At 40.1% G+C, this 24965-nt stretch carries 24 protein-coding genes, 3 riboswitches and 1 other annotated feature; of the genes, 4 read left to right on the top strand and 20 right to left on the bottom strand.

Annotated features, from left to right (window positions below):
* Positions 1-26: 26 nt before the first annotated feature.
* The 4 genes from Ga0466249_RS02260 to Ga0466249_RS02245 all read right to left on the bottom strand — a co-directional run bounded on the left by Ga0466249_RS02260 (position 27) and on the right by Ga0466249_RS02245 (position 2950).
* Positions 27-1568 (bottom strand): ArnT family glycosyltransferase, encoded by a 1542-nt coding sequence (locus Ga0466249_RS02260; protein WP_312889686.1) that lies wholly within the window; start codon positions 1566-1568, stop codon positions 27-29.
* A 208-nt stretch (positions 1569-1776) separates the two neighbouring features.
* On the bottom strand, positions 1777-2076 hold the full coding sequence (locus Ga0466249_RS26965; protein ID WP_215827998.1) for a phosphatase PAP2 family protein: 300 nt from the start codon (positions 2074-2076) through the stop codon (positions 1777-1779).
* Entirely contained in the window at positions 2073-2372 is a 300-nt protein-coding gene (locus Ga0466249_RS02250; RefSeq protein WP_215827798.1) for a phosphatase PAP2 family protein, read from the bottom strand. The genes Ga0466249_RS26965 and Ga0466249_RS02250 overlap by 4 nt, the downstream gene beginning before the upstream one ends.
* A gap of 203 nt (positions 2373-2575) precedes the next feature.
* Positions 2576-2950: a hypothetical protein gene (locus Ga0466249_RS02245; protein WP_215827797.1), complete on the bottom strand. Its 375-nt coding sequence runs from the start codon at positions 2948-2950 to the stop codon at positions 2576-2578.
* A gap of 177 nt (positions 2951-3127) precedes the next feature.
* Between Ga0466249_RS02245 and Ga0466249_RS02240 the strand changes: the two genes are divergently transcribed.
* Together Ga0466249_RS02240 and Ga0466249_RS02235 are read left to right on the top strand one after the other, a co-directional pair.
* Positions 3128-3820, top strand: a complete 693-nt coding sequence (locus Ga0466249_RS02240) for a response regulator transcription factor (RefSeq protein ID WP_215827796.1) — start codon at positions 3128-3130, stop codon at positions 3818-3820.
* Positions 3804-5222 carry a sensor histidine kinase gene (locus tag Ga0466249_RS02235; RefSeq protein WP_215827795.1) on the top strand — a complete coding sequence of 473 codons (1419 nt, stop codon included), beginning with the start codon at positions 3804-3806 and terminating at the stop codon, positions 5220-5222. Before Ga0466249_RS02240 ends, Ga0466249_RS02235 begins: the two co-directional genes overlap by 17 nt.
* A 163-nt stretch (positions 5223-5385) precedes the next feature.
* Here the strand turns inward: Ga0466249_RS02235 and Ga0466249_RS02230 are convergent, their stop codons facing one another.
* Genes Ga0466249_RS02230 through Ga0466249_RS02220 form a run of 3 tightly spaced genes read right to left on the bottom strand, consistent with a single transcriptional unit; the run spans position 5386 to position 7169 of the window.
* Complete coding sequence (locus tag Ga0466249_RS02230) at positions 5386-5583, bottom strand: hypothetical protein (protein ID WP_215827794.1); 198 nt, start codon at positions 5581-5583, stop codon at positions 5386-5388.
* A gap of 4 nt (positions 5584-5587) precedes the next feature.
* Positions 5588-5812, bottom strand: a complete 225-nt coding sequence (locus tag Ga0466249_RS02225; protein WP_215827793.1) for a hypothetical protein — start codon at positions 5810-5812, stop codon at positions 5588-5590.
* 43 nt (positions 5813-5855) lie between these two features.
* A complete protein-coding gene (locus Ga0466249_RS02220) occupies positions 5856-7169 on the bottom strand; it encodes an Nramp family divalent metal transporter (protein WP_215827792.1) in 1314 nt (437 codons plus the stop codon).
* A 198-nt stretch (positions 7170-7367) separates the two neighbouring features.
* A riboswitch (M-box (ykoK) riboswitch) is annotated at positions 7368-7541 on the bottom strand.
* A 78-nt stretch (positions 7542-7619) separates the two neighbouring features.
* Positions 7620-7795, bottom strand: a riboswitch (M-box (ykoK) riboswitch).
* Between the two features lie 533 nt (positions 7796-8328).
* Between Ga0466249_RS02220 and Ga0466249_RS02215 the strand changes: the two genes are divergently transcribed.
* A complete protein-coding gene (locus tag Ga0466249_RS02215) occupies positions 8329-9609 on the top strand; it encodes a purple acid phosphatase family protein (protein ID WP_215827791.1) in 1281 nt (426 codons plus the stop codon).
* Positions 9610-9656: 47 nt separating this feature from the next.
* Here the strand turns inward: Ga0466249_RS02215 and Ga0466249_RS02210 are convergent, their stop codons facing one another.
* On the bottom strand, positions 9657-11348 hold the full coding sequence (locus Ga0466249_RS02210; protein WP_215827790.1) for a carbon starvation CstA family protein: 1692 nt from the start codon (positions 11346-11348) through the stop codon (positions 9657-9659).
* A 169-nt stretch (positions 11349-11517) separates the two neighbouring features.
* Positions 11518-11762: a binding site (T-box leader), on the bottom strand.
* A 289-nt stretch (positions 11763-12051) separates the two neighbouring features.
* Here Ga0466249_RS02210 and Ga0466249_RS02205 point away from each other — a divergent pair.
* Positions 12052-12540 carry a spore coat protein gene (locus Ga0466249_RS02205; RefSeq protein ID WP_215827789.1) on the top strand — a complete coding sequence of 163 codons (489 nt, stop codon included), beginning with the start codon at positions 12052-12054 and terminating at the stop codon, positions 12538-12540.
* A 125-nt stretch (positions 12541-12665) separates the two neighbouring features.
* Here the strand turns inward: Ga0466249_RS02205 and Ga0466249_RS02200 are convergent, their stop codons facing one another.
* The 12 genes from Ga0466249_RS02200 to Ga0466249_RS02135 all read right to left on the bottom strand — a co-directional run bounded on the left by Ga0466249_RS02200 (position 12666) and on the right by Ga0466249_RS02135 (position 24777).
* Entirely contained in the window at positions 12666-14060 is a 1395-nt protein-coding gene (locus Ga0466249_RS02200; RefSeq protein ID WP_215827788.1) for an MATE family efflux transporter, read from the bottom strand.
* A 399-nt stretch (positions 14061-14459) separates the two neighbouring features.
* The gene (locus Ga0466249_RS02195; RefSeq protein ID WP_215827787.1) at positions 14460-14726 is read right to left on the bottom strand and encodes a hypothetical protein; all 267 of its coding nucleotides are present in this window, start codon (positions 14724-14726) and stop codon (positions 14460-14462) included.
* An 864-nt stretch (positions 14727-15590) separates the two neighbouring features.
* Entirely contained in the window at positions 15591-16631 is a 1041-nt protein-coding gene (locus tag Ga0466249_RS02185; RefSeq protein WP_246588332.1) for a mechanosensitive ion channel family protein, read from the bottom strand.
* Positions 16632-16896: 265 nt separating this feature from the next.
* On the bottom strand, positions 16897-18123 hold the full coding sequence (locus Ga0466249_RS02175; RefSeq protein WP_215827786.1) for an acyltransferase family protein: 1227 nt from the start codon (positions 18121-18123) through the stop codon (positions 16897-16899).
* 275 nt (positions 18124-18398) lie between these two features.
* Positions 18399-19034, bottom strand: coding sequence for a phosphatase PAP2 family protein (locus tag Ga0466249_RS02170; protein ID WP_215827785.1), 636 nt, complete (start codon positions 19032-19034; stop codon positions 18399-18401).
* A 24-nt stretch (positions 19035-19058) separates the two neighbouring features.
* Positions 19059-20594 (bottom strand): ArnT family glycosyltransferase, encoded by a 1536-nt coding sequence (locus Ga0466249_RS02165; protein ID WP_215827784.1) that lies wholly within the window; start codon positions 20592-20594, stop codon positions 19059-19061.
* Positions 20595-20624: 30 nt separating this feature from the next.
* Positions 20625-21389 carry a polyprenol monophosphomannose synthase gene (locus Ga0466249_RS02160; protein WP_215827783.1) on the bottom strand — a complete coding sequence of 255 codons (765 nt, stop codon included), beginning with the start codon at positions 21387-21389 and terminating at the stop codon, positions 20625-20627.
* A complete protein-coding gene (locus Ga0466249_RS02155) occupies positions 21358-21792 on the bottom strand; it encodes a GtrA family protein (RefSeq protein ID WP_246588385.1) in 435 nt (144 codons plus the stop codon). Before Ga0466249_RS02155 ends, Ga0466249_RS02160 begins: the two co-directional genes overlap by 32 nt.
* A gap of 14 nt (positions 21793-21806) precedes the next feature.
* Positions 21807-22475 (bottom strand): phosphatase PAP2 family protein, encoded by a 669-nt coding sequence (locus Ga0466249_RS02150; RefSeq protein ID WP_215827781.1) that lies wholly within the window; start codon positions 22473-22475, stop codon positions 21807-21809.
* A 341-nt stretch (positions 22476-22816) separates the two neighbouring features.
* Positions 22817-23779, bottom strand: coding sequence for a GGDEF domain-containing protein (locus tag Ga0466249_RS02145; protein ID WP_215827780.1), 963 nt, complete (start codon positions 23777-23779; stop codon positions 22817-22819).
* The gene (locus Ga0466249_RS02140; RefSeq protein ID WP_215827779.1) at positions 23763-24413 is read right to left on the bottom strand and encodes a chemotaxis protein CheC; all 651 of its coding nucleotides are present in this window, start codon (positions 24411-24413) and stop codon (positions 23763-23765) included. The genes Ga0466249_RS02145 and Ga0466249_RS02140 overlap by 17 nt, the downstream gene beginning before the upstream one ends.
* Entirely contained in the window at positions 24400-24777 is a 378-nt protein-coding gene (locus Ga0466249_RS02135; RefSeq protein ID WP_215827778.1) for a response regulator transcription factor, read from the bottom strand. The genes Ga0466249_RS02140 and Ga0466249_RS02135 overlap by 14 nt, the downstream gene beginning before the upstream one ends.
* A gap of 75 nt (positions 24778-24852) precedes the next feature.
* A riboswitch (cyclic di-GMP riboswitch) is annotated at positions 24853-24942 on the bottom strand.
* Between the last annotated feature and the right edge of the window lie 23 nt (positions 24943-24965).

The raw sequence follows: 24965 nt of genomic DNA, 5'->3' as shown, positions 1-24965 counted from the left end.
CCTTCCGATAAAATTGATTTTCTCTACTACTGTTTGAACAGTAGTAATTTATCATTTGACTGGGACAAGACAGCTAGAGAATCCTGCTCTGAGCCACTTAAACCTTGGTATTCAGATTTGCGTATCACAAGATACACTTGTCCACTTTGAGAAATTACATTGCGTATTTCCTCAGTAGAGTTAATCTCTTTTCCATATTTATTTGTATAAAATGCAAATCCAGGATGTAAGAATTTGATAACATAAACGGGAGATTTTCCGTCATAATTTGCTACGAAAGCTTGGGCAATACTGCGTGTGCTAAAATTATTTTCTATCGGTGGTAAAAGAACAGTCACTAATATAATAGAAGTGATCGTCATCGCAATTGCCTGTACCCAAAATGCTCGCTTAACCTCTTTGTTGTACAGAAAATACCAGACTGTTAAAATCATCAGAATCAACACCACAGCTAGCCCGATGGCACCGAGCGTGATGTCTGGAATCAAATTACTTCCTGCCACTAATCCGCCAAGAAGTAACACCGACAGCAGGGTTAAGAAAATTGGCCAAACCAGTCCTTCCGCTAAAAATCGATACTTTTCCATGCATTGATCTAAATACCACCCAACAAGAATCGCCAGTGGCGGATAAACCGGTAATATATACGTCACAAGTTTGGTACTAGAAATAGAAAAAAACAGAAAAATGAACGCTGCCCAAACATTCAAAAAAAGTAATAACGCATGCCTCTCTGTCCCCTTTATTTTCAATGACGCTTTGATCGACTGAAACATAAGCGCTGTCCACGGAAAAAAGCCGAAAATAAGAACAGGTATAAAAAAATACCAACCTGAAGTTTTGTCATGTTCTGCAGTTGTAAACCGCGTAATATTGTTTACACCGATAAAGCCATTGGTAAAATCGGAGCCATGAACTTGATACATAACCCCATACCAAGGCAGAGCAACAATTGCCCACAAAATAATCCCCACTGGTATTTTCATGTGTTTTAAATCATTAAACCGTCGAGTAAAAGCCATCCATATGAAAATAATAGCCCCAGGAAATAAGAACCCAATGGGTCCTTTTGTCAATGTAGCTAAACCGGAAAATATGTAAAAGAGATAGTATTTTTTTTGAAGAAAGCAAAGTAATGAAACCGTCAGAAACAGTGTAAGCGTAATATCCGTCACTGCCGCTTTCCCTAAGTAAAAGTATTCAATACTCGTGGCCAAAACCAATCCGCTTGCAATACCTGCCCGCTCACTCACTAATTTAGATACTGACATATAAACCACTACGACACAGATGACTGCCAATAAGGCCGAAGGGAATCGGGCAGCAAACTCATTTACGCCAAATAATTTAAAGGCTCCCGCCACTAGCCAATAGTACATTGGGGGCTTATCATACCAGTACTGACCATATATCTGTGGTGAAATAAAATCGTTAAATAAAAACATTTCTTTGGGAGTTTCCGCGTAGACTGGCTCATCCGGATCTAAAAGCGGCATACTGCCAAGATTCACAAATATCGTAAGTATCGTAAGTAATAGTAAAATCCAAAAATTTCTACTCAATCGCACACATGCGCCCCCAATAATTCAGTCACTGTCAACTTTCAATTATAGTATACCAACCCTCTCCCAACATCATCCCAAACAAACTGGCTAACACTTCAAAAGTGCTAGCCACTTAAAATAAACTCGTTATATAAACTAACCAGCTGGTTAGAAATTTTCCTCATATCGTTTAATTGCTATAACTAGTTTACATTCTGCCCATCATCAATTTTTAGACTTTTTGTTTGTTGTAAATAATATTGGTTTCAACGGAATTCCAAGCAGCCAAAATCCAGTCGATTGGTTTCTCAAGAAATTCCTTGTTACTATCCACAATCATACTGCTAACAAGCCCTACAACCATCCCACCCAGTATATCACTAGGATAGTGTATCCCAGCATAGACACGAGAAACTGCTAAGAGCGAGGCAAGTACAAATAATACCGTACCACTAAAGGATCGCTCAAATAGTATGCTGCCGGCTATAGAAAATCCGCCAGCCGCATGATCACTCGGGAATGATGCATCTATGTGACTGGAAGCAAGCGATGCACTGAATGCTCAACATAGGGACGATTCCGAAACCACATAAAGCCAATCACTTGATTTATTCCTAAAGCCAGAAGCGCTGCAGTAAAAGCATATAATACCTGTCGACGATTTTCTCTCATTTCTTCTTGAGATTTGCCTGTAAACCAAAGACCCATAAGATAAAGGCCAAAAATCAACGGGCCATACTTAGAAAAGTTAGTTACAAGCATGTCCAACCAACTAAAATATCCTGAAAGTCCATTAATAAACATTAAGATGCTGTAATCATATTGCATCGTATCTTCCTCCTTCTTTAATCATAATAAATAGCTACTCTGTGATAAGCTCAATCTATACCCCTCTCGCTACTTTCTGCAAAAGTAGACAAAAGCCACAATTACATTCAACCTGTGGCAAGTCAAACCAGTCTAATTTCTCTGCTTTAGCTCCATAATAGAATGCGGGGTATTGGGTTCTGTGCTATAATCGATATTCGGTATTAAATCCTACTATCTTTGTAGTCTCTGTGATGCTTATCTTTATGTTGTTCATCTTCTTCATCTTCTTTAAATGCTGAAGTCCGAACGTAGAGAATATTTCCCTGTAAATTCTTTTGAATTTTAATCCTATACCCAGGCTTAATAGCGGATACATTTACCGATGAACCTGCCATATCTACTGTTTGTGTTCTGAAAAAATTGGTAACAGTAATACTGTTGTTATCAACCCCGGTCACAACACCGCGCACCTGAAACATGGCATGTGCACCAGCAGAAATCATTCCAAATATTGTAACGAGGATTACAATACTCCAGATTTTCTTTTTATAGACTATCAATGTATTCTTGACTTGCATCAAACAATCCTTACCCATGATTGTTACTCCTTTATTATTGGCTTAATCATATAATAACGGCCGAACATTACACCACCATTAGACGAAGATTAGAATAAGATTAAAAATTAGAATGAACCCTTCCCTTAGCATAAAAAAAGTGCTTTGATAGGTTTGGAACAGCTTACGCTTGCTAAAACTAGGAGGTATACGGTAATGCCAATAGAACGCAGGAAAATTTTCATTGTAGAAGACGAATGGAAAATCGCCCGTTTTCTTCAAATGGAACTGGAACACGAGGGATTTGAAACAGTCATCGAATCAAATGGTCGGAATGCGCTTGACCGAATCATGCAGGAAGACTTTGACCTTGTTCTGTTAGATGTGATGATACCGGAGATGGACGGCATAGAAGTCTGCAGACGAATTCGGGAGTTATCGGAAATTCCAATTATCATAGTAACAGCCAAAGATGACATTGAAGACAAAGTGACGGGACTAGATAGTGGTGCGGACGACTATCTGACCAAACCATTTGCCATTCCAGAGCTTCTCGCTCGTATTCGTGCGGCATTGCGCAAACATAAATCATTACAACAGCCACTGGATGAAAGCGAGCTACAGGTAAAAAATTTAGTGTTATTTCCAGATCGTTATAAAGTTCTAGTTAACGAGCAAGAAGTGGAATTAACCAAGAAAGAGTATGACCTCTTGGAATATCTCGTTCGTAATAAAAACAGGGTACTAAATCGCGAACAAATTCTTCAAGAAGTCTGGGGTTATGAGTATATGGGAGATACCAATGTCGTTGATGTATATGTTCGCTATTTGCGCAGCAAACTGGACGAGCGCTATGATGAAAAATACATATATACTATCAGAGGAGTAGGCTATGTGGTTAAGGATTAAACAGCTGGCAATACCAATATCAATCAAATTGACCATCCTTTATGCAACCATTCTTTCCTGTACTCTACTCTTTACCAGCGTGCTGACAGTTGCAGGACTATACTACGTGTTATATACCCAGGCAGATGACGATATCACTCTAAGCACAAATAGCATAATGCATTATCTGTCGGAAGGAAATCCATTAGATCAACACCTGCTAAAAGAAAACATACTTGTACCTGGAATAATACTTAGAATATTCGATAATCAACATAACCTGTTAATTGACAGCGCCCCCTATATGCCTGGTAATCATGCCCTCACAAAGGAAGATAAAAGAAACTTAAACCCTCTCAACTTTTTCCCGATAAAAAAAAGAACGTTGAAAGTAATCAATGTTGATCACGTCTATTTTTATTATGATAATCAAATGATTTGGCAAAATGGTCACTTATATCAGCTATATATCATGAAAACAATGTCGGAGCAGACTCATTTCCTGAAAACTTTAGTGAAAAGTCTACTAGTAACCAATTTGATAGGCCTCTTAATTGCCATCATATCAGGCACATTTATCAGCCGTAGAATTTTGCACCCCATCCGCGATATAACGGATACGGCAAAGGAAATCGAAGTCAATGACCTTGGAAAACGCATCGCTTTGACAAATAGTAACGATGAGCTTCAGGAATTAGCAAGAACTTTCAATCATATGCTTCATCGAATTCAAACCGGTTTTGAACAACAACGGCGCTTTGTATCGGATGCGTCCCATGAACTAAGAACACCCATCACAGTCATTAGCGGCTACGCAGATATGTTAGATCGTTGGGGAAAACAGGACCCATCCGTAATAAATGAAGGCATTGAAGCCATCAAATCGGAGGCTTCCAATATGTATGGACTTATTGAAAAGCTACTCTTTTTAGCAAGAACTGATCAAAGTAAACAAATAATCACTAAAACCTTACTTGCTATGGAGGACCTTATCGATGAAGTTGTTCAGGAAACGCATCTTATTGCACCAAACCACCACATCGTCTTACATCAAAATGATGAAGCAACTATCTATGCTGATGCCTCATCAATCAAACAAATGCTACGAATTTTCATTGAGAACAGTATCAAATATACCGCTACAGGCGGAACAATTAGTATTGTCTCCCGTCAAACCGTCCATCACTTGGAAGTCATCATTCAAGACACAGGGATAGGAATACCAGAAGAAGATCAGCCAAAAATTTTCGATCGATTCTATCGAGTTGATAAATCCCGATCAAAAATCACCGGAGGAACGGGTCTTGGTTTATCCATTGCCCGCTGGATTGCAGAAAAACATGACAGTACAATCCAATTGACCAGCCTATATGGACAAGGCACCACTGTCACTGTACGAATCCCACTAGCATCCTCTCAATAGGCAAATTGCTAGCTAATGCGATGCTGCAGAAATTTGTCTTGCCGTATAGTACAAAGCAGGAACCTACTACTCTATTACCCTAAGATAAGAAGAATAGGCACAAACGTAACTGTGCCTATTCTTCTTATTTGTCTTAATTATTGACTTGTAAATTTACTATCTACTATTTTTCGTATTGCTGCCATATCCGGTACCCAATAACTAAGATCATCAATGAATATCCCTTATTCAAATGGATACTCAGCTCTTCATAAAGATCATCATAGTTCATATCCTGTTCAACGTTAAGGTCTGGACCGCCTAATATGTCGATGACCCTAAATAAATCATTCAACAAACTAATTCCGGAAGTTAAATTCAATTACTTAGAGTACACCAGTTTCTTGCAGCACCCGGTAGAACACCAAACCACCCATAAAAATTAAATACAGCCGCAGCGACAATAGCGAATATTTAACTACAGGGCTGAGCGCCATAAGACCCAAACCCTCAGGATTACATTTTTCTTCGCCTTGATCATCTAGTGGATGAACTACATAGTAGCACTTTTCATTTGTGTTAATGTTTAATTGGTTAGTCATCGTTGTCATGTTAATACTTCCTTTCATTTGTTATTTTTAGAAAACGATTCATTTACCCAAACACAAGCTCCAAAAAATTAGGCAAGATTACTTGAACTGCCAGGGTCAACGATAGAATGAACAGAATAATAATGACAATCCAGTTAATCCAGTTATTCCAGGGCTTATTGACGAATCGTTCGCCCAATAATTCCTTATCGTTAAGCAATAACTGAAGAAAAACAATCGCCGATGGCAGCATCAGCCCTGCTAGCACTTGAACACTGACAATAATCGTTTGCAAGGGTGCATTAGGAATCAGCACAATCCCAGCAGCAGCTAAGACACAGCTGGCATATACCATATAAAATCCTGGCGCTTCACGGAATGATTTTTGCAAACTATGCGACCACCCCTTCACTTCACCATAAGCCCAGGCACTGGAAAGTGAAATCGTCGTGGCACCTAAAACAGCTGCATTAATCATCAATAACAAAATAGCATTCTGGAAAAAGGCCCCCATCATTGGAGTAAGAGCGATTGCCATCTGGGCCGGATCTTCGAAATGAACTCCGTTTTGTGTCGCAAAATTCCCCACCAACATCATACATGCAGCAATCGCAATGGTGCAGGTAGCTCCAACAATAGTATCGATTCGAGCGTTTTTAAGATCCGAAAATCGTAACCTTTTATCGGCAATACAGCTTTGCTGAAAGAATAATTGCCACGGTGCAATGGTCGTGCCGACAATAGCGATAATCAAAAAGATTAAATCTGGGGTAAGTGGTCCGGGTGGAAACGAAGGGACCACTGTGTGACGAACAACTAGGCTCCAATCGGGAGAAACCATTTTGGCTAAAAGCAGCCAAGTTAAATCTAGAAAACATAGGATAACGGTCGTGCGCTCCCAGCGCAAATAGCTTCCCGTAATAACTAAGACAATAATTGCGATTGCCGTTGCCGGGACGGCATACAGCGGCTCTAGCCCCAAGCCTTTTAATCCTAGATAAATAGCGGCAAATTCAGTGACCAGTGTCAAAAAGTTGACGAGCAAAAGATCAAACAGCGAAAATGCTCCCCACCATTTTCCAAAACGTTTATAAATCATGGCAGCATGGCCTTGCCCGGTAGCGATACCAAGACGCACCACCATTTCCTGAATAAAATACGTAATTGGTAAGAGTAAAAGTAATAACCACATTAAGTGCAGTCCATAATCAGCACCTGCCTGTACATAGGTTGAAACGGCACCGGCGTCATTGTCAGCAACCATTACAATAATGCCTGGGCCCATTACAAATAAAAATGTGAGTATACGCTGCTTCCATTTTCCATTAACTTGAATGGCCTTGGAGGAAACAGCAGTTTGGTTGTTTATATCTTTCATGATATTCCTCCTTGTTGCATATAAAAGTGTAATTCAGGTTTTTCGTGGACGATTTCGCCAAACTTATGGGGTGATCGCCACAATCATTATTAGATGTTCCTTGTGTCTCCAAAATCGTCTCACCTCCTTATATTGACACAAAAAAAGCAAAGCTCTCCCACTTTTGGAAGACCTTGCTTTTTACATGCAACACCATATAGCCTTCCCCACTCGTTGAGCTTTAGCACTGCATAACGTAGAGTACATACTCATCACTCAGCCACCTTAAGTAAAACCTTAATCCGGTAATACCTGTTCTACCCATTGGCGTCTTTCGACGTTTCCGGGCAATGGCCTGTGTTTATGCAGGAGCCTCACCTAACGAAGAAATTATATTATGTTTAGTGATTAACAAAACACAAAAGCCTTCCAAATGGAAGGCTTTTTCGCAGCATCAAAAAAAATTAAAACTACCTTCCCCACTCGTACGAGCTTTGGCACTGCATGACGTAGAGTTAAACCTTATCCCTCAGCCACATTATGTAATACCTTAATCCGGTAATACCTGTTATACCCATTGGCGTCTCTCGACGTTTCCGGGCAGTGGCCTGTGTTCAATGCAGGAGCCTCACCTAACGAAGAATTATTCGATTAACTTTATAATAATATCTCAAGAAAACAATGTCAATAGCTTACGGAAAATTAATCAATATCTTTTTAAGCCTGTTTTAATGCATTTTCCTGAATTTAATGTTACTACACATAATTGTGATTATAAATTGCATATATTGCCTTCTTTTTTACCGATTACGTCGCTTTTAAAAAAAAAATCATTCGTTTCCCTGTTACATCAACTGTCGCATTTTTACAAACCAAATCGTCGCCTATGGAAGAGCAGGATTATGAATAAAAACGCTATAATAAATTATTAATTGGTAATACTAGCTGCTATAGCACCAACTTATAAAGACGTTTATATCATCATCTTTAAGAACTATTTTAAGAAAGTGGACGGGCTATAAAACTTCCATAATTTTGTTGTTAACTTGTGTACAGTGTTCTAAAACTGATGTAAAATATTAAAAAAGCTACCTAATATTACTACGCCAGAAATTCACCGCCCATAAGGCCACCATACAAAATATCTTGATTCCCCATAAATAATACCATGGAGGAAAACATGGCAAGAAAAAGAACGCTACTACACAATTTATTTATTTTTGTTTTGGTTTTGGGAATTCTAGCCGCTTCTTCAGCACTTATTTTACCAGGACGAATGGTAGCCGAGTGTGCACCAAGCCATATCACGTTGACCTGGACAGGTGATACACAGACAACACAGACCATTACTTGGAAGACAGATGTCAATACGCAGGATGGGCAAGTACAATATCAAGAGTTCATGCCAGAAAAATTTGGAGAGCAGCAAACTCTGACTGCCCAAGTGGAAAGGGTCGATAGCAACTGGGGAGAATTCAATGTTCACACAGCTACGCTTACCGGACTCAAGCCAGGAACACGTTATGTATATAGGGTAGGCAATGAAGGGAGCTGGAGTGAACAATACCATTTTGCCACCGCTCCGACGAACCCATGTTATTTTAAGTTTTTAGTGTTTGGAGATTCTCAAAGCGTAAATTATGATACATGGCATACCACATTGCACCAAGCGTATCAAGCTAACTCAGACGCTGCTTTTTCTGTCAATATGGGTGATTTGGTTGACGTGGGACAGGAGTATGGTCAGTGGTATGATTGGTTTAATGCAGCCCATGGCGTGCTAGAGAATATTCCTTGTATGCCGTTAGTTGGTAACCATGAAACCTATGCTCCCGGAGGCAGGATTGCTATGCCGACCTTGTTTACCGACCAGTTCAAATTGCCAATGAATGGCCCAGCTGGTCTTAAAGGACAAGTTTATTCGTTTGATTACGGCAATGCTCATTTTGTCATGCTTGATACACAAATTGGCGAAGAAGGGCGCTTTGTACCGGATATGCTGGAAAAACAAAAAATGTGGCTGGAAGATGATTTAGCGGCTACCAAGCAAAAGTGGAAGTTGGTCTTTGTACATCGGGCGCTATATAACAATAAAGCCGAGGGAAATTCTATGCTCCAAGCAGGGTTCGCCCCCATTATAGATAAATATCATGCCGATATCGTATTTACCGCGCATGACCATGTATATGCTCACACTTATCCGCTTTATGGTGGCACAGCAGTCAATAATCCGGCAACTGGTACCATCTATGTAGCTACTGGCCGTAGTGGTAGCAAAACTTACGCTGACTCTATTGCTAAAGAATGGGACAACTTTTTTTACAATCCGCTGGCTGAACCCAACTATCTTACAGTAGAAGCAAAGGGAAGCTTATTGACAATTAAGGCATTTAGACAGAGTGGTGGACTCATTGATGCATGGAGCATTGACAAAAAATCCGGACCAAGTAATATAGAATAGAAATAAAAAAAACGGATCCGTTTCCGCATCCGTTTTTTTATTTCTTATTATTTTTCCACCTGAATATGTGTGCTTGCAGAACCATCAAATAATTTTCTAACGCTATGAGATGCAATCAGCAAAGATAACGTAATCAACGCAATGGCTACGATTAACTGCAAACCGTCAGTCAAAAAGGAAAATCCTCCGGTGTAGATGATTTTATGGACGATACCGTATATTGACATAAACAGGGCTATCAGCGTAACGACAAACATAAAGCACATTGGAATATAGAGCATCTTCCCTTGGCGTCCAGTAACTTTCAAGAAAACAGCCAACGCAATCAAAACCAATGCAGAACACAGCTGATTTGCTGCGCCAAATAACGGCCAAACATTCATGTATCCACCCAAGCAAAGCAAATAACCAAAGAACAGAGTAATTATGGTAGCAAAGTATTTATTCGTCAATACACGCTGCATAGAGGACATCTTCGCAGGATCAGTTGTATCACCTGTAAATAATTCCTGGAAACACATCCGTCCGATACGCCCGACAGAATCCAGCGTAGTCAAAGCCAGTGCAGATACGCACATAGTGATGACACAGGTAGCTACATGACGAGACAGACCGAACATAGACAAAAAGTTGCCGACAGAAGCGGAGAATATCTGAAACGGCGTACCTTTCGGCATCACACCGCCGGTGGCGGCAGCGCCAACAACAATCAAAGAAACAACAGCCAAAATAGTCTCAATCATCATGGAGCCGTAACCAACAAACAACATGTCTTTTTCATTGGAAATTGTTTTAGAAGAAGTTCCGGAAGAAACTAAACTATGAAAACCAGAAACGGCACCACACGCAATCGTAATAAAAAGGATCGGAAACATCGGTTTACCATTAACCTCAAAACCAACAAAAGCAGGAAGTTCAATAGTAGGATTAGTAAAAATAACACCGATGACCCCGCTCGCAATCATACCGAGCAGCAGAAATGAACTTAAATAGTCACGTGGCTCCATCAGTAGCCACATCGGCATAACAGCAGCCATAAACATATAAGCAAAAACAATATAAATCCATGTTGTCTTATCAAAATAGAGTGGATAAGCGATACCTGCTGACAGCATGCCGATAATCAAAAGAATACCAATGGCCAGTTTTGGTTTTTCTGACAGTGGATGGTTTTTTAGAAAAAGTCCGAAGAAAATAGCAACAGCGATATATAACATCGAAATGGATGCGGCAGCGGCATTTGGGGTAGCCAATGAACCATCGGCACCAAATCCGTTGAAGGTGCTAGCCACAATGTCAGCAAAAGCAGCTATGATGAGCAAAGTAAAAAGCCAGGAAAAGAGCAAAAACATTTGTTTCCCAGTTTTTCCAATATATTTTTCAATCAGCATACCTATGGACTTACCTTCATTTTTAACAGAAGCGTACAGGGCGGAAAAATCCTGAACAGCTCCAAAGAAAATTCCACCAATCATCAACCAGAGCATAACTGGCAGCCACCCGAACATTGCAGCGATAATCGGTCCGGTAACCGGACCTGCGCCTGTGATAGAAGAAAACTGATGAGCAAATACAGTGAATTTAGAAGAAGGAACATAATCATCACCGTCTTCAAAACGATAAGCTGGCGTTTTTGCCAGAGGATCAATCCCCCAAATCTTTGTCAGCCAGCGGCCATAGATGAAATAACCGCTTGCACAAACAATTAGTGCAATCCCCAATAAAGTTAAACCATTCATAATTTGAAAGCTCCTTTCTCTTTCCTTTTTTTATGCTGCACCTGCAATTCCATGTCGTGATCATGTCGACTACAGGCTGGCAGTATTTAAGAATATCCGGCAGCCTTTTGCAAAAGCTTAAAAAGTAGCTCGAAATAAAAAATCCTTCGTCTTCCCCACGTGTTGCCGTGTTGAAGACGAAGGATAGTTCTCCGCGTTACCACTTCTATTGCTGATTGTTCAGCCACCTCTGCTATATCAGGAAAATTTCCGAATACGCTTCTTTTTAACGGTAGAAAACCGGACACTGCTTACTTTGCTTTCAGCATGCTGCTCACAGAGGAGAAAACGTGAAATTTTTCCACCGTCTTCCACCCTCGACGGCTCTCTGCAGGAAAAAGTTTTCACTTTTTTAGTTCTGATCATTGCATTTCAAATATTCTATTAGGTTACAATATAACACTAACTAAAAACCCTGTCAATAAAAATTACACTTTTTAAGTAACTGTGTAAACCAAGGCCAATATTCACACCATAATAAACGTTTAATGGTAATACTCGCACATGAAAATGCGTGTTGCATGCATCGGTTCTGTGTTTGCCGGAGGCTCAATCGGGGATAGTATCTCACTATTAGGACGGATAATTTAGCCTTAATTCATGATGTGGAATGTTGTTCTATTTTTTGGGAAAGATAATAGAAACCTAAAGAGGAGGCAACTATATGCCATTGAGCCAAAAAGAAAAACAACTATTACAAGATCAAAAGTCACACGAGAAAGTTTGTATTCAAAAGTATCAAAAGAATGCGCAACAAACCAGCGATCCCAAACTTAAGCAGTTATTCCAATCGTACGCTCAGCAGGAACAACAACATTTAAACACCATCGAATCCATTTTAAATGGCCAAGCGCCTGCTATGAATCAAGCAGCACCGAGCCAGCCGACGCAACAGTCTCAACCAAACCAACAAAATAATACCCAAGCGCAGTCTACAATGACTCCATCAGCCACCAGTCAAGCTGATGCTATGCTTTGCCAGGACATGCTGATGACCGAAAAATATGTTTCGAATGCTTATAACACTGCCATTTTTGAATTCACCGATTCCAATGTCCGACAGGCGTTAAACCACATTCAGAAAGAGGAGCAAGAACATGGCGAGGGAATTTTCAATTATATGAATAATCAAGGCATGTATAACGTGCAATAATCAAAGTTGCTTTACACGAATAAGGACCGCCTTTTATTTTCAAGGCGATCCTTATTATGATTAGGCCATAAATTTGACGTATACTGCCCCAGCCATCCGTTAGGAATATCACACATTCATGATGATTAAAATTTTTCTTGTTTTATGAGTACATTATATTCAATCAAAGGCTCCTTATGTATGACACATTTTAGTTGTTTTACGTTTCCATATAAACATATACCAGTGAGCAATGCTGCTGCAATATCAGATATTGGACCCGCGGCCCAGATTCCCAATAACCCGAAATAGTGCGAGAAAATAAACACGAGCGGTATAAGAACAATAACTTGACGCAGTAAATTAAAGATTATGGAATAATAAGCTTTGCCAATTGCTTGAAAGTAATTGGCAACAATAATTTGAAACCCGATAACAGGTACCATGAGCAAAAATATTCTCATACCTTTGGTACCGACTTCAACCAATTGCGGTCCATCATTAAAAAGCCGAACAATTTGTTCCGCAAATAACTGTACCCCCAAAAAGCCGCACAAACAAATACAGACAGCAACAGCAATCGCCGTATTTAATGCAGTTAAGACACGTTGATATTGTTTAGCCCCATAATTATAGCCAATGATCGGCTGTACCCCCTGACTAATCCCGGCTACCGGCATTACAATCAACATAAGAACTCGATTGATAATACCAAAAGAAGCTACAGCAACTATGCCGCCAAATTCCATAATCCGTAGATTAAGCACAACCATTACGACACTCGCACCCAACTGCATTAAAAAAGGAGCTACGCCAATTTTGAATATGCCTTTTACGATATGCATACGCAAGGCAAGACATCGCTTTTTAAAGCGTAACACTCTGGATCCATACATGAAGTAATATACAACCCAAAAGGCAGCAGATGCCTGCGCCAGAATAGTAGCAATGGCAGATCCTTTAATGCCTAAAGGGAAGACAAAAATCAAGAGATAATTGAGGACAATATTAATAACTGCTGCGATCAACTGTGTTGCTAATGCCGTCTGGGGATCACCCTGCGCTCGAATAACATTGTTTAAACCAAAACCGATATGCATGAACATACTGCCGCCCAATATAATCGCCGTAAAATCCCGGGCATAGGGCAATACCTCAGGTGTTACACCTAACCAATTGACCAATATCGGTTCCAAATACCAAAGTGCTAATCCGGTCGTAACTAAAATAAAAATAATCATCATTGTCAGCGCGTTGCCTAACACCATTTCCGCCTGTTCTTTATTTTTCTCGCCCAAACTGAGAGAAACCAACGTTGCTGCTCCAATACCGACGAGCATCCCGACTGCCATTAGTATGATCATAATGGGAAACGCAATGGCTACCGCCGTCAATGCGATCTCACCAACACCTCGTCCGACAAAAATACTGTCTATAACATTGTATAATGTGCTAACTACCATGCCAACAACCGCTGGCAAAGAAAACTGCCATAATAAAGAAGATATTTTTTGTTCACCTAAAAACTTCGTAGTATCCATAAAATTCCTCCACATAAACACTAATACCTATTAATTATACTCTATATCAGAAATAAAATATATGTACATGAATGCGTAGTCATTCACCCTACCTTTTCTATTTCGCACACATTATGTACTGCATGGTACTGAAGTCTATAAAAAATATAATACCTCCAATATTAGTTTTGTTTTACGCAAAAAAGCCATCGTGACTTTCTCAAGCAACCCTAGACTTAATGACCAAGGAGGATTATTTATGAACCCAAAGGCCATAGTTTTTCAACACTCTTAAGAACCATAATTGCTAAACAAAGTTCGACCCCCTCAATGTAAGGGGGTCGGTTTTCTAGAAAGTGATGTGTATCGTTGACCTCAATTATTACTCCGCTCGAACATAAGCCAGTCCCAGATTAGTCCTCATCCACTACCAATTAAATCATTAATATCTATACCAAGGATGATGCCAACCATATCCATGCCAAGGATGATACCAACCATATCCGTAACCATAGCCCCCATAGCCGTGACCATAACCTCCGTTTCCGTAACAGTGACAACTTGCACCACCATCAGTATTATAACATTGACAAGTGCCACCATAACCACCACCGTAACCATGACCATAGCCGCCATAATAACCACTGTTGAAAGGTACACTATATCCATAATTGTAACCGGGACCATAACCACCATAACCACCGTGAACACTGTATCTGTAATTATCGTAAACCGAACATTGATCGTTATCTTTAGTCAATTTACGCGGCATACCAATTCCTCCTTATATATTTTGATATATTTTATGTTAATTATATTGTAGGTGTGCCAATTCCGGTGTCAAATTTTACAAAGTTAAAAATAGCATACTTTTAACAGAATATTAGGTTGAGGGCCTACTAATCTATATAAATATGCATTTTCATCCTTGATTTCTAAATTGCACAGAACAAGCTAAATATTCCTTTAGTTAAGAATCTACATATTATGTAATAAAGTCTATATTCCGCTAATTAGTAAAAGAAGAGTGTTATTACCCCTTTATATGCGGATGAGGTTCTTAAAGAAGGGGTACATGGCTACGGTATTCTCTTGTCCGCTACTGGGGCAGGCTCACTCGTTGGGGCACTCATGGTAGCGTCTTGGGCCAAGGGTAATCCCAAACTACGGCTGCTTTTTAGCAGCGGCTTCATACTATCAGCATTACTAATGACACTTGAACCAATTCACAACTTATATTTAGCCATTGTGTCATTTGCGATTATCGGATTCAATGATTCAAATTAATTCCAATGATCAATTTCGCGGCAGGGCAATGAGTGTTTACTCCTTTGCCTTTTTAGGTACAACCCCGCTAGGGAACCTATTCGCGGGTAGCATTATGGAGAAATTCGGGGCCGGTATAGGCATCTCGATCTGCGGAGCAGTTTCAGCTTTGTTAATGATGCTGATAGTTATCAATACCGTATTTAATAAGCATACGTCTCACCCAAATGTGTAAAAGGAAGAATCAAATTCAAAGAACATTATTATGTCATATAACTTGATCGTTCATTTCTGGAACGGAATTATTATGCCTTCCTGCTGGTAACGTGCATAAATTCTTTTGATGAATTCGTGGCGAATAAGCTGCTGATCCGTTACGGTCTTCACCCGCAAAATAACATGAAAGTTAATACTAGACTCATTGAAACTGCAGTACCGAATAAACGGTTCAAAACTTTTGACGCCTCCCTCGATTTCTTGGAGAATTTCTTTTGCAACCGCGGCAGTAACTTCCTCCACATAATCCAAATCACTTTCATAACTGACTCCTATGGGGATAGAAATAGAACATTCCGCAAAAGGCTGTGCATAATTAGTCATGATAGATGAAGCAATTTTTTGGTTAGGTACGACCACCATATTCTCAGTAGGAGTTTTTATTGTAGTATTACGCCAATTCATGTCCACTACATGGCCCTCTTCACCTGTCGACAATCTAACGAAGTCACCCATCTTGATTTGTTTGGACACTAGAATGTTGATGCCGGAAAATAAATTCGCCAAAGTATCCTGCAGCGCCAAAGCAGTAGCCAAGCCGCCAACGCCCAAAGCGGTAATTAACGGAGAGATCGAAACTCCGAAAGATTCAAGTAAAACCAATATGCCGATGGCATAAACGGCCAGATCGATTATTGTGGCTAAAATCGAGGTGGAAGCGAAATTTTCGGATGTTTTTCCGAGCTTATGCTTAAGATAGCCGGAGCCCAGATGCGCGACCATGAGAGTCAAGGACAGAATGACAAGAGAATGGAACAAACTTTGGAGAAATAGCAACGGTCGTGGCGGAATTATCAGGATTTCCATAACAGCGTAGAGGCCAATGAGCATGCCCAACAACGTAGGCATTCCCCTAAAGGTTTGCTGTAACAAGGAATAAGAGATATCGGTTTGTCTTGCAATCATTTTGAGCAGCTTAGAAAATACGAACCGAAGTAGGATAATGCCTAACGTTAAACTAATGAAGAAAACCACCAAATGCATTTTGAAGCCACCATTTATGATTCCGGTTACGATTCCTTTTCCTATTTCAGTGAAAAATTCAAACATTATTTCCTCCCAGAATAAAGAATTTACTTTACATAATACACATTGTTTCGTTAATTCCCCCTTATTTCCCTGCCGTTGAATATTCTCATTATCCTGGAAATTTTAACATAATGAAAAAAGTCCTTATCCGCTTTATTTGTGGATAAGAACTTTATTTTCCGCAGTTACTAGTGATTATCCATATCACTGATAACTGCGAGTTTCTTAGATCTTATTTAGGCCAAAATCGTCACAATTACTGTCCTAGAGAAATAAGTCAGTTTTACTAATAAGAAAAGTCGGACTCACGAAGTTTCCCCTGATTATCCTTCTTCATCCCAAATAATAATCTAAGCCATGCAAAGCGTCTAATCAATAAGAAATATATTCCCATGACACCAAATAGTGATGTCCCGCAAATAGTTAAATATTTAAGTGCAATCCCGCTGTTCCACTGCACAACCTGAAATCCGATTATGATAATAATCGTCTGCTGAAGCATATAAAAAGGCATGGTTGCCTGATTCAAATAGGTTAGCCAGGTATTCCTAAAATTAAGAAATGCCTTGCCAGCCCCTATAAAGAACATCAGCCATATCCAGGTTGTAGCCGCCCACATACTATAAAAGACAATAGATCCCCAAGAATAGTCAGGATGATCCCAACATTGTGATATATACTCTAGAAAATAACTAAAAAGTATTACTAGCACTGTTAAAAATGCTATTCCTATGCTGAGTGATATATATTTATATCGTTCAGCACTTTTAATAAACCGCTGATCACTAAAGAATATGAAGCCAAAAATAAAAATCAGAAACCAGAATATAAAATCACACCAGGATGAATATTTAGGAAAAATTGGCTGCAATCCTACCCGCACTAGCGCAATTGGAAGAATAAAGAAATATATGCCGCCTGCCCTTTTCCCAATCGCATCCAGCCATTTGATAAGTATGGCACCTTGCCTGCTTTTAAAATAGCCGATTATCGGTAATACAAGAATTGAAAATATGAATAATACTGCCAAGAACCACAGATGAGTCCCAATTTCGCTAAACCAGATTGGATCAAATCCGAAATGTGCAATGGATAGTTTCTTTTCGATATACCAAGGCAAAAAACTAAGCATTTCGCCATTATATTGACCTTTTTGCAGTGCTGACAGATATCGCTGTGGAGGAACAAGTATAACTAACCCAACGAAATACGGAACAATTAGCCGATAAAACCGTTCCCTGACAAATTCGGTTTGGGTTCTGGTCTTTAGAGCAAATACCGTTCCTGCCCCTGCCAGCATAAAAAACAAGGGCATTATCCAATAATTAACAAATAAGATGAAAATTGTGAACCCAGAACTAACCTCCTTGTTTTTTAAATCCCAGCCAATGAAATCGAAAAACCTGGCGCTATGAAAAATTAATACAACCACCATCCCCAATATACGCAGCCAATCAATGTAATCCTGCCGCTCAGATGATATTATACAGCTTTCCTTCATTTCTTTCCCCATACACTTCCATCACCTCACAGAAACTTGTAAAATAAATATAGTGAGAGAAAGATACCTATACTGCCCATCATGTCAATATTGTTTAGACTTCTTTGGTAAAGGAAAGAACTCCTGCAACCTATTGAGCGTTTTGGGAAAATCTGGGATACCTTTGCAAAATGACAATTGGGGACGTTCTTGTTTTGTCAACTATGTGACAAAAAGAGAACGTCCCCAATTGTTATTACCGACAAGGTATCTGCCTTAAAGTCCACTCTTAAAATACCGTGTATCGGTTATTCGACAGCATAAGACTGTTGCTCGCCAAGTGGCGAATTCCGTTTTTCCAAAGGCTGAGATTGGATGATCACAGCGTCAGGATGTTTAAGCCATCGACTGACCAACCCCCAAACCAGGGCAACTCCCAGCACAATTCCGGCAGTAACTTGAAATCCCGTATGCCAATTGGTCTCCACCCTTGACCAGGATATGGCAGCAGCACAGGAATACCAAAGCCAGGCAAGTCGCGGAAAATAGAGCGTCAGCAAAAATGCCATGCCGAAGGCATGGGTCGCATGACCGCTAGGAAAACCGCCAGTACCGCCGTTAGGTCTAAGATACCACGGCTCCAAATGAATCAGTTTGATCCCCTGCACTATAATCCAAACAAACAGGTCTAGCGTCAAAGTTAGTTTAATTACGCTCGTCAGACGCCTACGCCAAGCCCAACCGATAATGAATAGGTTGGAAAAAATCAGAAAAAGGTCATTGCCCATACCGCCCAGAAAATTTGCCACAGACCAAATCACATAATTATGGGACGGCTCAATGATAAGAACCATCATACTTGTGACTACACCTACAAGCAACGCTAACATAACTGCCCTACCAATGGTTTCCCTATGCTCCAAGCTTGCCAACAATGTTTTCATGAGTTATCCTCCCACGCATTTACGTTATTGTCCATAGGGCATCGAAAATGTTCCGCTGAAATTTTTGGCATAAAACACTACGAGATCAAACTCTGGTATTCCGGCGCGTGTAACAGGTATCATTCCCACGAACTGGATGTCATCAAAATAAGACCGATACAGCGGTATTACTTGTTCTATAATGGCTTTTCGGCCAATAATAAGAGCATCCTTACCTCGAAAATCAGCCGGTTTGTGCAGAAATGCAAAATGATGGGGTTCATTACTCAAGCAAAGAATCGGAAATCTACCACCTAAGGCATAATCCAGTTTTCCCGCATCGATCCAATGGGCGGCAACAACAAATTGAGCCTTGGAATCAAATAACCCCTGCTCTGTAAGATAGGTCGGCAAACTTTTCCAGTCTAGCGCCTCTGTGGTCGGATCGCCTGATTCGAACCAGTGGGGCTGAACCTGTCGCATCCAGCCGGTTGCCGTATGACTGCCGAGTACAACGATTATCAGTAAAAAAATAGTTATTGAGGCTGTCAGCCATCTCCGGATAATACCATTATCCCGTTCCGCCCAGCCGACTACAGCACGGCCCAGCAAAGGCATTGCCAAAAGATATCCAGGCGCTTGCCAATGAAATAGCCCCTGAGCCCCCCATAACGTTGCTGCTGTAAATAAGGTAATCGGCCCACTAGCCAAGCAACATAGAAACCACTGTCTATTCTGAAGTGGATTCCTTCTTGGATCACCCGGGCCGGCGAAAATTGCTTTCAACAAAACCCAAACCAAGGGTACCCAGATCCAGGGCAAAACCCATACTGCTTGCCCCGCGATGTTACCCAACATTTTTAACGGATAAAATCCCTTAGCGACACCTCTGCCACTTTGAAACAAAAAGGATATCCAGTGATGTTCCTGATTCCAGAGTATTACTGGCAAAAATACAATCGCAGCAACTCCTACAGCAAGATAAGGCCCCAGAGTGAGCAGCATGCCTCGGCATTCTTTTGTAGTTAGCATAAAAAGCAGACTGCCGAAAATCAGAAAAACAGCATGATATTTTGCCAGCATACCCAATCCGATCAGCAAACCAGCTGCCAACCATAACTCCCAAGACGAATTTGCAGTAGGCTCAAAAAACAGCCGCGCTAGCACCAAGGTAGCCGCCATCATCAAAAACATTAATGGCCCATCAGGCAAAATCCAGCTACCCGTACTGAGGCTAAAAACGGCGGAGACGTTTAAAAGCAAGGCAGCATAAACCCCGGCCCACTCGCCGAAAAGCTTGCTGCCGAGCCGATACATCATCCAGGTAATAGCAGCAAACATGCCAATGAATGGAAGACGTAACACCAACCCATTTTCACTACCTGTAATATGATTAGTCAGCCAAATTATCCAAAAATGCAGTGGCGGATGATCAAAATAACTCAGGCTGAAATTACGGGCAATGGATACCACATAAGACTCATCCACTCCGAGACCAATCACTCCATCCAGAGCGATTCGAAACAAAGTACCGCTTATGATAATCAATGTAACTATGGATGGTGGAGATTTAAAATTCATGTAGAATTAGCTCCTTCTGGATTTTGCCTATCATGGATGTGTTAACATTTTCTTGGGGCAGAAAATGGACTTGGGCCCCGAAGCCTTCAAGTGATTTTTAGCAGCCCGCAACTTTAAGACCATCCATATCGCCTCTATGAAAATCTTCCGGGACATTTTCGATTTTCCCGCCGCTCGCTCCTCAAAAATAATTGGCACTTCTCGAATAGTAAAGGACTTGAGGTAAGCACGATAAGTCAGCTCAATTTGAAAAGAATAACCGTTGGATCGAACATCATCCAAATCAATGTTCGCCAATATTTCCCGGCGAAAGCATTTATACCCGCCAGTTAAATCTTTAAACGGAAGTCCCAAAATCAGACGGGAATACAGGCTTCCACCGTAGCTGATCATCCGGCGAATAACATTCCAGTTTGTAACTCCACCACCGGGAACATAGCGGCTGCCAAGTACCAGATCGCAGTTCTCGGCTGCTATGAGAATTTGTTTCAAGTATTTAGGATTGTGAGAAAAATCGGCATCCATTTCAAAAATATATTGATAATCCCTCTCTAACGCCCATTTGAATCCAGCAATATAGGCTGTCCCTAACCCCAGCTTTCCGGACCGTGCCAGCAAAAACAGCTTATCGGAATAATGACTCTGAATCAGTTCACGAACTAACTCGCCCGTACCATCAGGTGAATTATCATCAACAATAAGGACATGAAAATCCTCGACCTGCCGATAAATAAGCGCCAACAATTCTGCTAAATTCTTGCGTTCATTGTAAGTTGGTATAACAATCAGCTTCATAAGATACGGAAGCCTCCTTTTCTTGCTTACAACGCTTTTCACTAAACGTAATCCCATAGTTTAACAGGAAATTTAGACCACTGACCAAGGCAATAGACACAAGCTGTGCCAAGGTTTCACTGATCTGAATGTACTCCACCAAGAGCTGCAGGACAAGTAGATTAACCGCTAGGTTCACACTACTGATAATAAAAAAACTCAGGTATTTTTTTGTGATACTTCTATTTTCCGCGCGGCCTCTAAAAGTCCATAATACATTCCAGAAAAAATTATTGGTCACTGCAACAGCAAAAGAGCAACAGGCTGCGACCAAATAATTGGCGTTCAGAGCAATGAAATACATATACACCACCATGTTGATTCCAACACCGGACAACCCTACTAAAGCAAATTTCATCAGCATGTTTATCAATAAAATTATCTCCTCTGTAATCTTGTTTGCACCCGCACTATTTTCTCTTTAAGTCGAGTTGACATTTTAGCAAAAGTATAGCCACGTAAAAGAGGCAAAACTAAGGCAACCAGGAATGTTGCTCCGAATATTAAAGCCATTGGATGCTGGATGTTGTAGCTAGGAGCGACATGCAAAAAAGTCATTGTCATACTGGAAATACTCAGTCCAATAATCGCTCCGCAAAAAACATCCAGCGGGAAATGTGCACCCACATACACTCGCGTCAAACCGATAAGACTTGCCATAGCCAAGAATAATGGCGTCATACTTAACCACTGAGAACTGAATACGACAGCCAGAGAAAAAGCGGTTGCAGTATGACCAGATGGAAAAGACCCTGATGTAAGCCTTCTGCCGAGTACATTTACATTTTTTAAAACAGATACCGGCCTTGATCGGGGGAAGTATTTTTTTATAATTTGACAGATTACTCCCGCCGCTAGGACTGTTACCAGGGATTGAACGTACCAGGATCCCCCCGAACCGCTGCCATAGTAAACTCCGGTCATCAACAAAAGAACTTTCCAACCTTCGCCAAGCTGAGTGAGCGAGAACATGAACCAATCCAGCATCTTGCTACGCAATCGGGTATGATTGATAAGTGAAAACACCAAAGCGTCTGTTTTGTCCATAGCACACCTCAGATATCAGTTTTTAAGACATCTTACTCCTTCATTGTATTAATGCTTCAGTACTCAAACAAGGCAGCTTACGTTAATTTTAGATTATCTTTTAGATTTCCTATATACAGCCATCCCGTGATTTAAAAAGGCCAAGAACGCTTTGCTCAAGCATTCTTGGCCTTTAGTAAGATTGATGCAGCTTGACTTAGTTGTTGCTTCTGGAGACAAACTTCTATACTTACTCGCATTATTTGTATTTTGGCTGATTTATCTGGAATTTGGTGTATTAAAAAGCTATCTGTCCATTACTAGACAAATAGCTTTTTAATATTATTATAAAACGATAAAATTCACATGGTAGAGGCAAACTGACAATCGTTCTTACCAAAAGCCTTGACCGAATACATAGCTTGATCCGCCTTTTTAAGCAAATTCTCGACATTATCGGCATCAGAGGGATAAAGACTAATACCAATACTAGCTGTTATACTCACTATTTTACCATCTAAATTAAATTTCTCATCAATGGAATGGCGAATTTTTTGACCAACATAATTTGCCTCGGCGGGATCGTAAATATTAGGCAAAATAACAACAAATTCATCTCCACCAAATCGGGCAACAATATCGGTCTGCCGTACTGTTTGCTTTAAGCGAACAGCAACCTCTTTAATAAGATTATCACCTGTAATATGTCCATGCATATCATTAATTATTTTAAACCCATCCAGATCAATAAATAGGACTGCCACCAGCCAACCAGCACGTTTCGCCTGATTCATTACATATTCCAGACGCTCAAAGAGCGAATTCCGGTTGCACACCCCAGTGAGTGGATCGTACAAAGCACTCTGTCTGGCTCTTTCTTCCGCTTTTTTCACAGCCTTAACATCCATTTCTAATCTTTTGATCATATTCTGTAGGCAGTGAACTCGCCGATATTGTACTGTGATATCATTAATTTGAATCAAAGCAAATGTTTCTCCTTGATGATAAAATGCTTCGATTTGCATATTTTGCCGTTTTGCTTCTTGAGAAATTTCTACATTCTTGGGAGACACAAAATCATGGTGCAATATTCCCGCAAAAAAACAATTTTGACCGCGAACAATGGTATCCATTAGCATTCGCCTAAACTTTAGTTCTACAAAGCAGGGACAAACTACTGATACTTTTTTCCCTATCACATCCGCTTTGTTTAACCCACTCACGCGTTCCATCCACCCATTCCACAAAACTACCCGATACTCTTTATCGACAAGTAATATTCCGTGTGCCAAATTATCAAGCAGGCAATTAAGAAGTGAATGCATCGCTTTCCTCCAACATATCATCGATTTTTGCGATTAATCGGGTAACTGAATCCATTCCAAAAATAATCAGTATAGTCCCGGAAAACTGGGTATTTTCAATAGAAAACATGGTTTTCATCATGAATGCATATATATTGTTTTGCAACAAATCAGCTTGCTTTTCAGTAGAAACAAAAAGCATTTCAACTTCCGGCAGCGAATAAGTTAATTTCGTCACAAGCAGATTGCCAAGCCCACCAACCACGGAATTTAAAATAATATTACCAATTTCTTTTATAACGTCAAAATCAGTATCAAGCAATTCCTGCTGATCATAAATGATAGCATTGTCACTAATTTCATTTAAACATATATTAACCAATAACTTGGCCTGATCGACGGGAAACAATAAAAAAGCTTTTCCATTATACTCTTGACCAAACTGTAAGGAAGATGACATAACATGCCCTGAGGAGTCACCGATACATGAATCGAAATAGGAAGCAGTAATATCATCAGCAGATAATAAATCAATGACAGGTATGGAAAGTTTTATTTTCCGATTAACAATTTCCGACAACATACCAGCAGCCTGACCAACACATATATTAAAAAATTCAGTAAGCGCATCTTGTTGCATCTCACTTAGCATCATGCAATTTTTCCCCCACTATTTTTTCCACCAAAACCAATTTCTCCTGATTCAGCGGTTTATTGATTAAAGCGGTAATATTAAATTCCGCCAATTCTGCTTTGGTCGATTGCTGAACATCCGCCGTTAATGGAAAAATAAGAATATTTTGATCTACTATCCGGATCTTTCTAATCATTTCCTGTCCAGTCATCTGCGGCATTAATAAGTCAGTCACAATAACGTCCGGATGTACCTGCATAAATTTCTCATAACCAGCCACACCATTGTCAGCCAAAATCAACTCCGCAGCAGGAAATGCCTCGGCAAATAGGCGGGTAGCAACCTTTTGTGAAAACTTAGAATCCTCTACAATTAAGATTTTCAATATATATTCCTCCTATATTTGTAGATAACAGATATTCCGAAATAAAAAAAACACCAAGTGTATTCTTTTATTAAAGAATGCAACCTGGCGATCATTAGCAAACCGTTCACTAGTAGACCCATAGTTTTGCGTCCTTGCCTTTCAGCAAGTTTGCCTATTAATCAAAATTTATTAATTGATTAATAAAT

Source organism: Pelorhabdus rhamnosifermentans (assembly GCF_018835585.1).
GTDB classification, from domain to species: domain Bacteria; phylum Bacillota; class Negativicutes; order UMGS1260; family UMGS1260; genus Pelorhabdus; species Pelorhabdus rhamnosifermentans.
Note: the sequence above shows the minus strand (reverse complement) of the source record. Positions and strands in the feature narration are given on the sequence as shown.